The sequence below is a fragment of the Vicinamibacterales bacterium genome (assembly GCA_036504215.1).
GTDB lineage: Bacteria > Acidobacteriota > Vicinamibacteria > Vicinamibacterales > Fen-181 > FEN-299.
In genome coordinates this window covers 101,796-115,989 of record DASXVO010000070.1, presented here as the reverse complement: position 1 = coordinate 115,989, position 14,194 = coordinate 101,796, and the positions used below count along the sequence as shown (strand labels likewise).

At 67.6% G+C, this 14,194-nt stretch carries 10 protein-coding genes; 6 read left to right on the top strand and 4 right to left on the bottom strand.

Annotated elements, in window-relative coordinates; genetic code table 11:
- Nucleotides 1–3: 3 nt before the first annotated feature.
- Nucleotides 4–1,164: an MFS transporter gene (locus VGK32_19515; protein HEY3383958.1), complete on the bottom strand. Its 1,161-nt coding sequence runs from the start codon at nt 1,162–1,164 to the stop codon at nt 4–6.
- Nucleotides 1,165–1,245: 81 nt separating this feature from the next.
- Here VGK32_19515 and VGK32_19510 point away from each other — a divergent pair, with 81 nt between their 5' ends.
- The 4 genes from VGK32_19510 (at nt 1,246) to tdh (ending at nt 6,997) form a co-directional block, all read left to right on the top strand.
- The gene (locus VGK32_19510; GenBank protein HEY3383957.1) at nt 1,246–2,454 is read left to right on the top strand and encodes a mannosyltransferase family protein; all 1,209 of its coding nucleotides are present in this window, start codon (nt 1,246–1,248) and stop codon (nt 2,452–2,454) included.
- 38 nt (nt 2,455–2,492) lie between these two features.
- Complete coding sequence (locus tag VGK32_19505; protein HEY3383956.1) at nt 2,493–3,953, top strand: glycosyltransferase family 39 protein; 1,461 nt, start codon at nt 2,493–2,495, stop codon at nt 3,951–3,953.
- 65 nt (nt 3,954–4,018) lie between these two features.
- Nucleotides 4,019–5,857, top strand: coding sequence for a hypothetical protein (locus VGK32_19500; protein ID HEY3383955.1), 1,839 nt, complete (start codon nt 4,019–4,021; stop codon nt 5,855–5,857).
- Nucleotides 5,858–5,953: 96 nt separating this feature from the next.
- On the top strand, nt 5,954–6,997 hold the full coding sequence (tdh, locus tag VGK32_19495; protein HEY3383954.1) for an L-threonine 3-dehydrogenase: 1,044 nt from the start codon (nt 5,954–5,956) through the stop codon (nt 6,995–6,997).
- A gap of 1 nt (nt 6,998) precedes the next feature.
- Here the strand turns inward: tdh and VGK32_19490 are convergent, their stop codons facing one another.
- From VGK32_19490 to VGK32_19480, 3 genes are read right to left on the bottom strand one after another with little or no spacing between them, the layout of a single operon-like run.
- On the bottom strand, nt 6,999–8,819 hold the full coding sequence (locus tag VGK32_19490) for a TRAP transporter large permease subunit (protein ID HEY3383953.1): 1,821 nt from the start codon (nt 8,817–8,819) through the stop codon (nt 6,999–7,001).
- Nucleotides 8,816–9,859 carry a TRAP transporter substrate-binding protein DctP gene (gene dctP / locus VGK32_19485; GenBank protein HEY3383952.1) on the bottom strand — a complete coding sequence of 348 codons (1,044 nt, stop codon included), beginning with the start codon at nt 9,857–9,859 and terminating at the stop codon, nt 8,816–8,818. Before dctP ends, VGK32_19490 begins: the two co-directional genes overlap by 4 nt.
- A 31-nt stretch (nt 9,860–9,890) precedes the next feature.
- Nucleotides 9,891–10,808: a TRAP transporter TatT component family protein gene (locus tag VGK32_19480; protein HEY3383951.1), complete on the bottom strand. Its 918-nt coding sequence runs from the start codon at nt 10,806–10,808 to the stop codon at nt 9,891–9,893.
- A 160-nt stretch (nt 10,809–10,968) separates the two neighbouring features.
- Between VGK32_19480 and VGK32_19475 the strand changes: the two genes are divergently transcribed.
- Entirely contained in the window at nt 10,969–13,167 is a 2,199-nt protein-coding gene (locus tag VGK32_19475; protein HEY3383950.1) for a prolyl oligopeptidase family serine peptidase, read from the top strand.
- Between the two features lie 248 nt (nt 13,168–13,415).
- A complete protein-coding gene (locus VGK32_19470; protein ID HEY3383949.1) occupies nt 13,416–14,183 on the top strand; it encodes a polyprenol monophosphomannose synthase in 768 nt (255 codons plus the stop codon).
- The last annotated feature ends 11 nt before the right edge of the window (nt 14,184–14,194 follow it).

Below are 14,194 nucleotides of genomic sequence, written 5' to 3'. Positions count from 1 at the left end.
GGATCACAAAGCGTGCGAAGCGCGCTCCGGGAGGCGGAGCGTGAGAAGCGCTGCGATCGCCGGGAGGAATGCCAGCATCCCCAGCGCCGGCTGCAGGCCGATCGTGTCACCCAGCATGCCCACCAGGGGGACGGCCAGGCCGCCGACTCCCCAGGCGACCCCGAGCATCAGCGACGACACCGTGCCGGTCGCAACCGGGGCGATGGCGTGCGCGTAGGTGATGTTCACCGGCAGCGTCGACCCGAGGAAGAAGCCGCCCGCAGTGAGGACGACCATCGCGGCAGGGCCCGGAATGATGAGCGCGAGGGCGAGCAGCGGGACCGCGAGGAAGAGCGACCACGCGATGACGCGGCGCGGGCCGAACCGATCGGCGATGGGCCCGCCGGCCAGGCCGCCGAAGCTGCCAGCGCCCAGGTACAAGGCCACGGCGAGACCGGCTTGCGACACCGACAGGCCACGACCGGTCATGAGCACGGGAAGGAACGTCGAGAAGCCGAGCGCGACCATCGTGCGGACGACCACGGCTGTCCACAGCAGCGCCAGCGGCAGGGCGTATGGCCTCAGCGCCCCGAAACCTGCGGGCGCGTTGCCGTGCGTCAGCCGGACATCGGGGATGCGGTGCAGGAACGAGACGAGAAGCACCACCGCGGGAATCGCCAGCACCGGCGTCCAGTCCAGGCCGAAATGCTGCACGAACGGCGCGAAGATCAGCGGCGCGATCGCATTTCCCATGGCTCCGCCGGTGACGTGCACCGACATGGCAGTCCCGCGGCGATCACCGCCCGCGCGGTTCACGATGGCCGCGGCCGTCGGGTGGAACGCGGCGCTGCCCAGACACCCGATCACGAGGATGCTTCCCAGCATCAGAGGCGACGTGGCCAACCCGGCGAGACTCATGAACGTCACCGCGACGAGGGGGCCCGCCACGGCAAGTACTTTGGGGCGCCAGCGGTCGGCCAACGGGCCAAAGACGAGCTGCGCGATGGAACCGGCAATCTGGATCGAGGCCGCAATCGTGCCGGCCGCCGTCAGCGAGAGCCCCAGCTTGGGGATGAAGAGCGGCAGCAGCGGTGCGTAGATGTTGCCGAAGATGTCGTTGACGAGATGCGCGCTCGAGAGGATGAGGACAGCCGGTGGAACAGTCAGGTACCGTCGCTGGAGCATTGGAGTGGCCGACGTGGAGGGGCTTGCCATCGTGACCGGCCGGGCACGATGGTGTCAAGGCGCGTGCTACCATTGGCGCCCATGAGTCTCCCTGGAGGAACCCTCGGGACGTCGGCCCGGGCCGTCGTCGCGCCCTGGGTGCTGACGAGAAGCCTCGCCCTCGTCGCCGGCTATCTCGCGGCACGGCTCATCGGCTACGACCCGCTTCCGGTGGAGCAGGCGGCCTGGCGCGAGTCGTCGAACCTCCTCCTCAACCTTCCCGCCCGGTGGGACGCGTACTGGTACCTCGACATCGCCCGCCACGGGTATCAGTGGCAGGATGGGACAATCCATCAGCAGAACATCGTGTTCTTCCCGGCATATCCAATGCTGGTGCGCGGGCTTGGCACCGTCCTCGGCGGCCAATGGCTGTGGGCTGGGTTGGCGCTGTCGCTCGGTGCGTTCTTCGTGGCCCTGGTCTACCTTCGTCGCCTCGCGACGCTCGAAATCGGCGAGGCGGCCGCTGACCGTGCCGTGTGGCTGCTTGCCGGCTATCCTTTCGCCCTCTTCTTCGGCGCGGTCTATACGGAGTCGTTGTTCCTGCTCGCGCTCGTCGCGGGCTTCTGGTCCGCGCGTCGTCGGCGGTGGCTGGAACTCGCGGCCTGGGGGCTTCTGCTCGGCCTCACGCGGCCGAACGGCTGGTGGATGGCACCGGCGCTGGCCTGGTGCGTGGCGGCACCGGCCTGGCAGGCGGGCATCGACGATGGACGGTCACCGGCGCGCACGATGGAGTGGATTCCGGTCGGTCGTGCGTGGCTCGGCCGCGTCTCCTGGGTGGGCGTGGCTGCGGCTTGTGCGCCGATTCTCGGGGTCGTCTTGTACTCGGCGTACCTCTGGTGGGCGTTCGGTCACCCGTTGGCGTGGATGGACGGACAGTGGGCGTGGGGATCGCTGCTGCACCCTTCGACGCCACCCGATCCGCGATGGGGGCCGCCACGTCCGGGCCGTGTGTCCGATGCGATTCCCATTCTCGGGAACATCTCGGCCCTGGTGCTCGCTGTCGTGGCCGCGCGGCCGATTTGGCGCCGCGTGGCGCCGCCATACGCGATCGTCGTGGTCGTGACGATGCTGCCGGCGGTGCTCGCGCACGGGATCCAATCGCTCGGCCGATTCACCGCGGTGCTCTTCCCGCTGTTCTTCTGGCTGGCCATCGGACCGGCGTCGTCCCCAACGGCACGGTGGGTGACTTGGTTTGCGGTCGGGCAGGTGGTGGCGGCGATGCTCTTCTTCAGTTGGCGACTGATGGTGTAGCAGGTCGCTCGACGGCGACGACCTGAGCGAGGAGTGCGTTGACGCGACGCCAACCCGACTTCATCCACGCCCTGCGTGCACTCCTCGTGTCGGTGGGTGCCGCCTATCTCCTCGCGTACACCGCTGTCGCGCTGGCCCGGATGGCCTTTCCCTTCGACATCGAGGTCCTCGAGGGGACCATCCTCGATCACGTTCATCGCGTGCTCCTCGGCCAGAACGTCTATCCACCTCCTTCACTGGACTTCGTCGCGACGATGTACGCGCCGGGCTACTACTACGTGTCGGCGGCCGTGGCAGCGTGGCTCGGGGAAGGTTTCCTCGCGCTTCGCCTCGTGTCGTTCCTGTCGTCGATTGCCGTGATGGCGATCATCTTCGCGTTCGTCTGGCGCGAGACTCGGGACAGGTTTGCCGCCTTCCTGGCCGTCTGCCTGTTTGCCGCGACGTTTCGCCGGACGGGCGCCTGGTTCGACATTGCCAGGCCGGACTCGCTCTTCCTCGCGTTCCTGATGACCTCCGTCTATCGGCTGCGCTTTGCGCGTGGCAGGCTCGATGCGATCGTGGCGGGCGTGGCGTTTGCGGCCGCGTGTGTGACGAAACAGACGGCGCTTCTGCTCGGCGTGCCCATGGTCGTCGCCGTCGTATGGTGGGACAGGCGTCGCGCGGTGGCGTTCATGGCGACGGCGGGTGTTCTGGTGGCCGTCGCGGGGCTGGCGCTCGAGTACTCGTCGGGCGGCTGGTTCTCTCGCCATACGCTGGTGACGACACCGCTTGTCATGAGCCGGCTCTGGACGAAGTGGTTCGACCTGGTGTGGCCCGTTCCGATCGCGTGTCTGGCGGCCGTGTGGCTCATCCGCCGCGGACGGTCCCACTTTGCTGACTCCCATGCCTTTCAGTTCGTCGTCGCGCTGACCGTCGGCTGGTTCGTCGCGACGGTGTATGTCGAAGCCCACGCGAGCACCGCGGAGAACGCGCTGATCCCGTTCTTCGCCTGGCTCGCTGTTGTCTTCGGCCTGGCACTGCACCGGCTGTCGATCGATGCGTGGGGACGACGGCACATGCCGGCTGTTTACGCGCTGGCGCTCCTGCAGTTCGCAGGCCTGGTGTACAACCCGGTGGCGCAAGTACCGACGGCATCGGATCGGGCGGGAGGGATGACGCTGGTCGACGCGATCCGATCCGCCGACGGGCCGGTGCTGGTGTTCGAACGGCCCTACCTCGCGCGGCTGGCGGGAAAGCCCGGTCACGCGGGGCGCGTGCCGTTGCTCGTCGGCCCGCGGCCGTACGTGGGACGGATTCGCACCGAACTGGAGGCGCGTATTCGCACGGGGCAGTACGGTGCGGTCGTCGTGGTCGAACCGGAAGGCTTTGCGAGCGCACTTGCCGCCCGATACCTGCCGGCCGAACTCATCCTGGCGGCCAACGCGGTGCCGGTCGCCGTGGCCGGTGGTGAGCCGAACCCGAACCTGCTCTTCCGCCCCAAGCCTGTCCCGACGCGCTGACGGTGGCGTCGCGAGTCCCCAGAACAGCCGCGCGGCAGCGGCACGGGTGCCGTATACTCGGGGCCGTGCGCCGACCGTTCCACGTTGCTGCCTGGCTCTTTCTGGCGTTCCAGGCTCTCTATGCCCTGACGTCGTCCGGGAACGTGTTCCGCCTGCCGGACGAATTCGAGGTGTATTTCCAGACGGAGAGCCTGGTCGATCGCCACAGGCTCTCGGTGCCCCAGACGCTCGTGTTGACCGAGGAAGTGCGACAGCCGGACGGGCGTGTCGCGGTCCGTCCGATTCTGTTCGGGAAGATTGGCAGGGACGGCGAGGCGTACGCACCCTACGGGCCATTCGCGGCCATTCTGGCCGTGCCGCATCACCTGGCCGCGCGGGCGGTAGCGGCGCTTGCCGGTGTCCGCCGCGAACCGTTGCCAGGCGGACGGCCGTGGCTGGTGCTCGTCGCAGGCCTGACCTCACTCGCAACCTCCACGGCGACGGCGCTCACGGTCGTCGGTTTCTTCTTCGCGTGTCTGTTGCTGGGACGTTCCGTGCGGTACGCGTCCACCCTGTCCCTGGCACTCGGCGTCGCCACTCCGCTCTGGCCCTACGCGACATCATTCTTCGCGGAGGCATTCGTTGCCTCCGGGCTGATGTGGGCAACCGTGTGTCTGCTGCTGGCGCGGCGCCGGATTGCGGGCGCGGGGAAATGGGTGGTGTGTGCCAGCGTGTTGCTCGCCGTGACGGGTCTCGTGAAACCCACGGCCATCATCCTGCTGCCCGGACTGGTCGTCGCCGTCCTTCTCGACTCGTCCGTGCCTCGCCGGATCCGGATGACGGCGGCGGCGATGCTGTGCGCGGGAATCGCAGTCGCTGGCGCGGGGCACGCCGGCTACAACCTGGTCCGGTTCGGATCGCCGCTCGACTTCGGATACGCGTGGGGCGAGACGGTGGCCGGAGGCACGCCGCGGCCATTCGCGCTCGACGAGCTGCCGCGTGGCTTGCTGGTGCTGTTGGCGTCGCCCGGCAAGTCGCTCTTCGTCTGGGCACCAGTCCTGCTGCTCGTGGCCGCTCGGATTCCCAGGGCATGGAGACAGTGTCGGGCTCCTGTCGTGGGAATCCTGATGTCCGCCGGGATCGCGCTCACCTTCTATGGCAGCTACTTCTTCCCGGAGGGCGGTTACTCGCACGGCCCGCGGCACCTGGTTCCGCTGATTCCGCTGCTCGTGCTGATATTGGCAATGGCGGTGGACGATCCGGACCCCACGGGCGGGACGCCCGTGCCACTCGGTTCGGGCGGGACGCCCGCGCCACTCGGTTCGAGTGGGACAGGCGTCTCGCCTGTCCGCCCGGGGGGGATGCCCGCGCCACTCGGTTCGAGTGGGACAGGCGTCTCGCCTGTCCGCCCGTGGGGGACGCCCGCGCCACTCGGTTCGAGTGGGACAGGCGTCTCGCCTGTCCGCCCGGGGGGGACGCCCGCGCCACTCGGCCGTGGCTTGGCCGTCGCAGTCGTGATGGGGTGCTTCATGGCAGCTGCGGCGGTCGGCGTGTCGTTCGTGCAGGACCAGACGATGGGACAAGACCTCGCGGGCCGCGTCCGACAGAACTACTACGAGCGCGTGGCGGCCGCACCGGGGCGTCCGTGGAATCGCTATCGTCTGGACTACGTGCCGTTCGTGCAGACGCTGGGGAGCGGCCCGCTCGGCCTCGCCGCGCCACCCGGCGCGGGTATCGACGTCTTCCCGCTGCACCTGGAACGCGCGCGGCGCCGACTGCCGGACATGCAGGCGATTCCCGTCTGGTTCCCGCCTGCACTGGCGGCGTCGTGGCTGGCGGTGCTGCTGACCGCAATCGCCGGCCTGACGCGCAGTGTCCGCGATGACGCTCGAACGGGAGGGCATCGGCGTGGCCGCCTCGCTTGATGCTCGCGTGCCGCTCGGGCTAGTCTCTACGAAGCGAGGAATCCCAGGCGGGTTCGTGTGGCGGCCTGCCGAACGGCGTCATAAACGGAGGTTCTCATGTCGAAGACGATGCGTGCGCTCGTGAAAGCCGAGGCCAAGCCGGGACTGGTCATGCAGCACGTGCCGGTGCCGGAAATCGGCCCCAACGACGTGTTGATACGGATCCACAAATCCGCCATCTGCGGCACCGACCTGCACATCTGGAACTGGGATGCGTGGGCGCAGAAGACGATCCCGGTGCCCATGCACGTCGGCCACGAGTACGCCGGCGCGATCGAGCAGGTGGGTGTCGAGGTCGACGGGTACAAGGTCGGTGACCGCGTCAGCGGTGAAGGCCACATCGTCTGCGGGCACTGCCGCGCATGCCGGGCCGGGCGCCGCCACCTGTGTCCCAACACCGTCGGCGTGGGCGTCAACCGGCCGGGCTCGTTCGCCGAGTACCTCTGCCTGCCGGCATTCAACCTCTTCAAGCTGCCCGATTCAATCTCGGACGACGTCGCGTCGATCTTCGATCCCTACGGAAACGCGGTCCATACGGCGTTGTCGTTCGATATGGTCGGTGAGGACGTGCTGATCACCGGCGCCGGCCCGATCGGGATCATGGCCGCAGCGGTCGCGCGCCACGTCGGGGCACGCAACGTGGTCATCACCGACGTCAACCCGTATCGGCTGGAGCTGGCGCGCTCGATGGGCGCAACGCTCGCGGTGAACCCGGCCGAGACCAGCTTGCGCGAGGTCATGGGTCAGCTTGGAATGACCGAGGGCTTCGACGTCGGTCTCGAGATGAGCGGCAACGCCACCGCGTTTCGGAGCCTGATCGACGCGATGGTCCACGGCGGCCGGGTCGCGCTGCTCGGCATCTTCTCCGGCGAGGTCGCCATCGACTGGGGGAAGGTGATCTTCAAGGGCCTGTTCCTCAAGGGAATCTACGGGCGCGAGATGTTCGAGACCTGGTACAAGATGGCGTCGATGATCCAGGGCGGTCTCGACATCGGCAAGATCATCACGCACCGTTTCCCGATCGATCGCTTCGAGGAAGGGTTCGAGGTGATGAACAGCGGGAAGAGCGGGAAGGTGGTCCTCGATTGGGGAGTGAAGTAGCCTATCTCCCCAACAACCGCAACACCCCCACCGACATCGCCGGGACGTACGTGATCAGCAGGACGCCGATGCCGAGGATGATCAGGAACGGCACGACGTGTCGGTAGAGCTGGGGCAGCGGTTTGTTGAACCGCGACGAGGACAGGAACAGGTTCAGGCCGACCGGCGGGAACAGGAAGCCCAGCTCGAGATTGGCCAGGAAGATCACGCCGAGGTGGATCGGGTTGATGTTGAACACCGCGGCGAGCGGCGCGATCAGCGGCGCCAGGATGATGATCGCCGAGTAGATCTCCACCACGCTGCCGAGCACCAGCAGCAGCACGTTCAGTGCGAGCAGGAAGACCACCTCCGAGTGGATGTGCGCCTGGACCCACGCCAGGAGCATGTCGGGCAGTTGCACGTCCACGAGGTAGATCGTCAGGCCCATCGCGATGCTGAGCAGGATGAGCACCGCGCCCATGAGCGCCGCCGCCTTGAGCAGCGCCGCGGGCAGTGATCGGAAGATGCCCAGGTCGCGGGTGATGAAGCACTCCACGACCACCGTGTACGCCAGCGCTGCTGCCGCCGTCTGCAGCATCGTCGCGAAGCCGCTGAGGAAGAGCGCGACGATCATCACGGGGAGGAGCAGTTCCCACTTGGCGTGCCAGGTCGCGCGCGCCACCTCGCCGAGCGTGAACCGCTGGCGCTCGCGGCCCGCCTGCCGGCCGATGACCATCCCGTAGATGGCCGTGATGACCACCAGCAACATGCCCGGCAGGAAACCCGCGATGTACAGGTTGTCCACCGGGACGCTCTGATCGCCCGTGCTGGCCACGATGCTGTACAGGAGCACCGGCAGGCTGGGCGGGAAGAGCAGTCCGAGCGAACCGGCAGCCGTGACGAGGCCGAGTGAGAAACCCTCCGAGTAGCCGTCGCGCCGCAGGATCGGGTATACCAGGCCGCCGAGCGCGATGATCGTGACGCCAGACCCGCCGGTGAAGGTCGTGAACATCGCGCACACCGCGGCGACCATCACGGCCACGCCGCCGGGCATCCAGCCGAACAGCGCGCGGAAGAACCGCACGAGGCGGTCGGCCGCCGCACTCTCGGCGAGCACGTAGCCGGCCGCGGTCAGCAGCGGGATCGCGGGCAGCGTCTCCGACGCGAGCAGACGATAGACCTGCGACGACACGGCGGCGACGGTCGTGCCTTCGCTGACGAACCCCACCAGGGCGATGCCCCCCATCGCCACGAACACCGGTGCTCCGAGAAACGCGCCGCCGAGGACGAGGAGGCCGAGCGGCCAGAGGCGACCGGCGGATTCAACGGGTACCAGGCCGACCGCAAACGCTGCGGGGATGACGAGCAGGCCGACGAGTCGACCCCACCACCGATCCGACGCCTTCCACGCAAAGACCAGGGCCATGACTCCGAGCGCGACCGGCATGACGAGCGAACTGACCCACTCGGGCACGCCGAGGCCGGGCAGGATCCTGTCGTTCCGGTTCGCCACGACGAAGGCGTAGCTGGCATACGCGAGGACGCCGGACACCGCGGCGGCCACCGAGAAGCCGAAGAGGCGTGACAGCATCCGGGCGCGGCCTTCGTGCAGGAACTCGGTCGTGGAGAGGGTGAGGTGGCTGCCCTCGGCTGTCGCCGCGATGGCGCCGACAAACGCCAGCCAGAGCGTCGCATGCTGCACGTACAGATGCGTGCTGGACAAGCGGAAGCCGAAGAGCGGCCCGCCAATGAGGTCGATGAGCGGCAGGATGGTGGCCACGGCCAGCGTGGCCACCAGGACGGTCTGCTGGCCCCGTTTCAGGGCGAGGATCGCTGTCTTCATTTCTTGGGTGCCGGGTGTTGCCGGCGGTACTCGTCACGATATTTCAACGCCTCATCGAACGCGTCCGCCGGCACGAAGTCGCCCTTGACCTTGGGATAAGCGGCCGTCGCGGCCTTCACCCACGCGTCCTTCACCCTGGCGTCCACCGGCACCACCGTCAGGCCAGCCTGCTTCATGGCATTGACGCTGGTCTCGCCGTTCCTCCGCACATCGTCGCGCAGCTTCGCGCCCGCGTTCTGGGCCGCCTTGAGCAGCGCGGGGCGGATGTCCGCCGGGATCTTGTTCCACGTGTCCTTGGTGACGACCGTCGCACCGAGCAGCAGGGCCCAGTTCACGTCGGTCATGTTCCTGGCGTTCTCGTAATACCGCATGATCGACGCGACCTGCGGCGGCGCCGAGCACGCTTCGTACATCCCGGTTTTCAGGCCGCTGAGGAGTTCGGACGAGGCGCCCGCCCGGGGATTGAAGCCGGCCGCCTGCCAGATCGCCATCGACTTCGGGTCGCCCTGCCACTGAAACAACACGAGCTTCTTGAGGTCGTCGGGGGTCGCCACGGGCTTCTTGGTGAAGAAGTGCAGCCAGCCGGCATCTGCCCAGTTCAGCACGACGAACCCCTTGGCGTCGATCGAGGCCTCGATCCGCGGGCGCATCTTCTCGAGGACGGCGTAGACCTCTTCATACGAGTCGTACGCCATCGGGATGCTCATCGCGTAGACCGACTTGTCGAGTTCGGCCACACCGGCCGCCGTCAGCACGGCGCCGTTCAACGCGCCCGTCCGCATGTCGGAGACCACGTTCTGGTCGTCGCCGCGAGTGCCGCCCAGATACAGCCTGAGCGTGACCTTTCCGCCGGACACCTTGGTCCACTCGGCGGCCATCTGCTTGAGGATGAGCGCCCACGCCGAGTTGTCGGGCACCATCGTTGCCATCTTGACGGTGACCTGCGCGCTGGCGGGCGCGGCCAGCAGACAGGCCGCGACCCCGGATACCAGGGTGGCGATCAGGGACGCGACGGATCGGCGAAGATAGGTGCGAATCATGATTCGATCTCTCGTCTCGGAAAGAAGACCGCTAGGGGTGGAATAGGTCGTCGGTCCGGCTGAGCAGCCACCGCGCACGCCTCTGCGCGAGCACGTTCGGCAGCTTCTGGTCCGGCGGGGCTTTTGCGATGTCGAACTCGATCGCCTCGTTGAGCAGCGCCTCGAAGGCCTTTCGGTCTCGCGTGGCGAGGAGGACCGACTCGGCGTAGCTGACGAGCGGTGACACGCGCTGGCCGGCCGACAGCTGACGCGACCTGTCGAAGTGCTCTTTCGCCTTCTCGAGGGTGCCGCCGCCCGACACGTGCGCCGCTTCCCACGAAATGAAGAAGTCGTGAAGCGACCCGGCGCCCCACCCTTCGTCCAGTGCCAGCGCGCGGCGCATCAGCTTCTCGATGATCGTCTGGTCGGTCGCAAGCTGCGAGTCCGTGACGTCGATGGCAAACGCCGCCGCCCAGGCCGCCCCGGTGTAGTAGAGCAGCGGGACGTGCTCCTTCTTCAGCCGCTGCAGCTCGCCGTCCGTGTCCTTGCGGATCCGGCCGCTGAAGCCCGGGAACTCGACGTCGAACCCGCGCAGGCCGTAGTCGCGCGCCCGCACGAACAGCTTCTTCGCCCGAGCCCGCATCGCGGTCGCCTGGTCGAGATCCTTGGCCTCGATGTAGTCGGCAGGCTGCTGGACGAACGCGTACGCATACTGCGTGAAGCCGCTGCAGGCCGCAAAGAGGAGACCTCTGTGGTTCGGTGCTTGAGCGAGCAGGCCTTCGATCGTCTTCAAGCCGAACGGGACCGCCGCGGCGACCAGCTCGGGATCGTCATCGGCGGCAAACGTCGATCCTGAGTCGGCCAACGTATTGCCGACGGTGTTGATCGCCATTTTCTTGATCGAGCAGCCTGGCAGGCTGCTGACGACAAGGAACAGCACCACGGCGCGGATGATGGGTTTCGCTGTCATATCCTTCAACGCGGGGCCAGTCATTGTACCCCACTTCGCACATCGGTTTCTCGGCCCATCGACCCGGATGGCGGGGATGTGTATGATCAATCGGCCCAATCGGCCAACCTGAATTCCTGCTACAGACGACGTCGCTGGTGGCGAGGATGGCGCATCACCTATGAACTTCATTCGCCGCTCTGCTTTCTCCCGCACGATTGGCCCGATCACGGTCGTTGGCCTCTTGCTCGTCTGGACCGTCCTGCACGCGCAGGCGCCGGCGGCCGGCCGCAGCTTCACGATCGACCAGATCCTCAGCGCTCCGTTCGCTTCCGAACTGACGGCCTCGACCCGCGGGGGGACGCTCGCGTTCGCCATGTTCGAGCGTGGCCGACGCAACGTGTATCTGGCGGAAGCTCCCGCGTACCAGCCCCGCCGCCTGACCGACTACGGCACCGATGACGGGCAGGAACTGACGGGGCTCGTGTTCTCGGGCGACGGCCGCCACGTCGTATACGTCCGGGGTGGCGATCACGGTTCCAACTGGCCGGCCGAAGGGGATCTGATGCCGAACCCGACCAGCAGTCCGGTTCAGCCGAAGATGCAGGTGTGGGCGGTGCCCCTCGCCGGTGGTGCGCCGACGTTGATCGGCGAGGGCGACGACCCCGCGCCCGCCGCCGGTGCGGCCAAGGTGGCCTTCGTCCGCCAAGGCAAGATCTGGCTTGGTGACACGACCGGGACGCCGGCGACCCTGATGTTCTTCGCGCGTGGCCGGAGTGCGTCGCCCGCCTGGGCGCCCGACGGCCGCACGCTCGCCTTCGTGTCCGAGCGCGGCGATCACAGCTTCATCGCGCTGTTCACCGGCCCGGATCAACCCCTGCGGTACCTCGCGCCTTCCACCGCGCGCGATTCGGGTCCCGTGTGGTCGCCTGACGGTCGGCGCCTCGCGTTCGTTCGGCAGCCCGGCCGCGGCGCGCCACGGGCGTCCGGTCTGCAGCAGCCCGTCCAGCCCTGGGCGCTCTGGGTGGCCGACGTGTCGACGGGAGAAGCGCGCGAAGTGTGGCACAGCGACGCGACACCGGCCGGGTCGGTTCCCCGCACTGCGGGGGGCGTGAACCTGCACTGGGCCGACGGTGATCGCCTGGTGTTCCTTTCGTACCAGGACGGCTGGCCGCATCTCTATTCGGTGCCCGCCGCTGGCGGGACCAAGGCCACGCTGCTCACGCCCGGCGCCTTCATGGTCGAGCACGTGTCGATGACTCCCGATCGGCGCTGGATGGTCTACAACGCGAACACGGGTTCCGACCCGAACGACATCGACCGGCGCCACCTGTGGCGCGTGCCCGTGGATCGGGCCGCCCCCGAGCCACTGACGAACGGTCTCGGGAACGAGTGGAGCCCGATCGTCACGGGCGACGGCGCCACGCTCGCGTACTTCGCCGGTGGCGTTCAGACACCTGGCCTGCCGACAGTCGTGCCGTTCGGCGGCGGGTCCGCACGGCCCGTCATGGCCGACGCCCTGCCACTTGAATACCCGGCCGGCCTGCTCGTGACGCCCCAGCCGGTCGTCGTGAATGCCCCCGACGGGACGGCGGTGCACTGCCAGCTCTTCAAGACCGCCAGCGGCGACACCCGGCGTCCCGCCGTGATCTTCGTGCACGGCGGTCCGCCCAGGCAGATGCTGCTCGGCTGGCACTACGGCTTCTACTACGCGAACACCTACGCCCTGAACCAGTACCTCGCCAGCCGGGGCTTCGTGGTCCTGTCGGTGAACTACCGCCTGGGGATTGGTTACGGTCACGCCTTCCAGTACCCGAGTACCGGCGGGGCACGTGGCGCCGCGGAGTACCAGGATGTGCTGGCGGCCGGACGCTACCTGCAGGCACGGCCCGATGTGGACCGGGCGCGCATCGGGATCTATGGCGGCTCGTACGGTGGCTACCTCACCGCGCTCGCGCTCGGTCGCAACTCGGACGTGTTCGCGACCGGCGTGGACCTTCATGGCGTTCACGATTGGGCGCATCGCGTGGCAAGCGCGTCTTCGAATCCCGAGTTGGCCGTCTCCGCACTTGTCGGCGACGGCGTCAGCGAGGACGAGCTTCGGAAGGCGGCCACGGTGGCCTGGGAGTCCTCGCCAGTGTCGGCGATCTCCACCTGGAAATCGCCTGTGCTGCTCATCCACGGCGACGACGACCGCAACGTGCAGTTTCAGCAGACCGTGGACCTGGTGCAGCGCCTGAAGGCGAAAGGCGTACCGTTCGAGGAGATGATCATCCCCGACGACATCCACGATTTTCTGCTGCATCGGAACTGGGTCGCTGCATCCAGGGCGACCGCGGCATGGATGGAACGGATGCTCGGGCGGACGACGGGAAGGTGAGGGCGAAGAACAAGGATGAAGGATGAAGGATGAAGGATGAAGGAGGAAGGAGGAGGGAGAAACGAGGAAGGATGAAGGAGGAAGGATGAAGGATGAAGGAGGAAGGATGAGGAGCGCGAGGGTATCGGTCGAAAGAGGGACCCGGAGGCGTCAAACGAGCTAGAGTAGAAACACGCCCGTCGGTGGCGGGCGCGTGGCGGCCGGCCACCTCCCGCCTTGGATGCGGCGATCCCTGGAGACGTCTGAAAATGCGCGTGCTGGTCATCGTCCCCACCTTCAACGAACGCGAGACGATCGAGCCGCTCCTCCATGCGATCCTCGCACTCGACGGCTACCAGGCGATGGTGGTGGACGACCGTTCGCCGGACGGTACTGGTGAGATTGCGGATCTCGTCGCGGCGAAGTATCCGGGGCGCGTCTCGGTTCTCCACCGGACGGGCCGGGCCGGCCTGGGCCGGGCCTATGTGGATGGGTTTCAGCACGCGCTGATCGGAGACGCCGATCGCATCTGTCAGATGGACGCCGACTTCTCACACGACCCGAAGGCGTTGCCCGAGCTGGTGGCCGCCGTGGACGACGCGGACCTCGCCATCGGCTCGAGGTACGTGCACGGCATTAGCGTCGTGAACTGGCCGCTTCGCCGGCTGGTTCTGAGCACGTTCGCCAACCGCTACATCAGAGCCGTGACCGGCCTCCCGCTGACCGATTGCACGGCCGGGTTCCGCTGTTGGAGGAGGGAGACGCTCGAGCGCATTCCGCTCGATCGCATCGTATCCGAGGGGTACGCGTTCCAGGTGGAGATGGCGTTCGAGGCGGTTCGGCGGGGGGCGCGCGTGGTCGAGGTGCCGATCGTCTTCACCGAACGGACCCAGGGGCATTCGAAGCTCTCGGGATCCCGTCTGACCGAGTCTCTGCTGATGCCTTGGCGTCTGCGCGCACGTCCCGCGCTGGCTGCACCGTCCCCGTCCACGGCCGAACCGGCTCCGACAACCGATCCCCCCTTGCCGATCAGATGACGTGCAGCGTC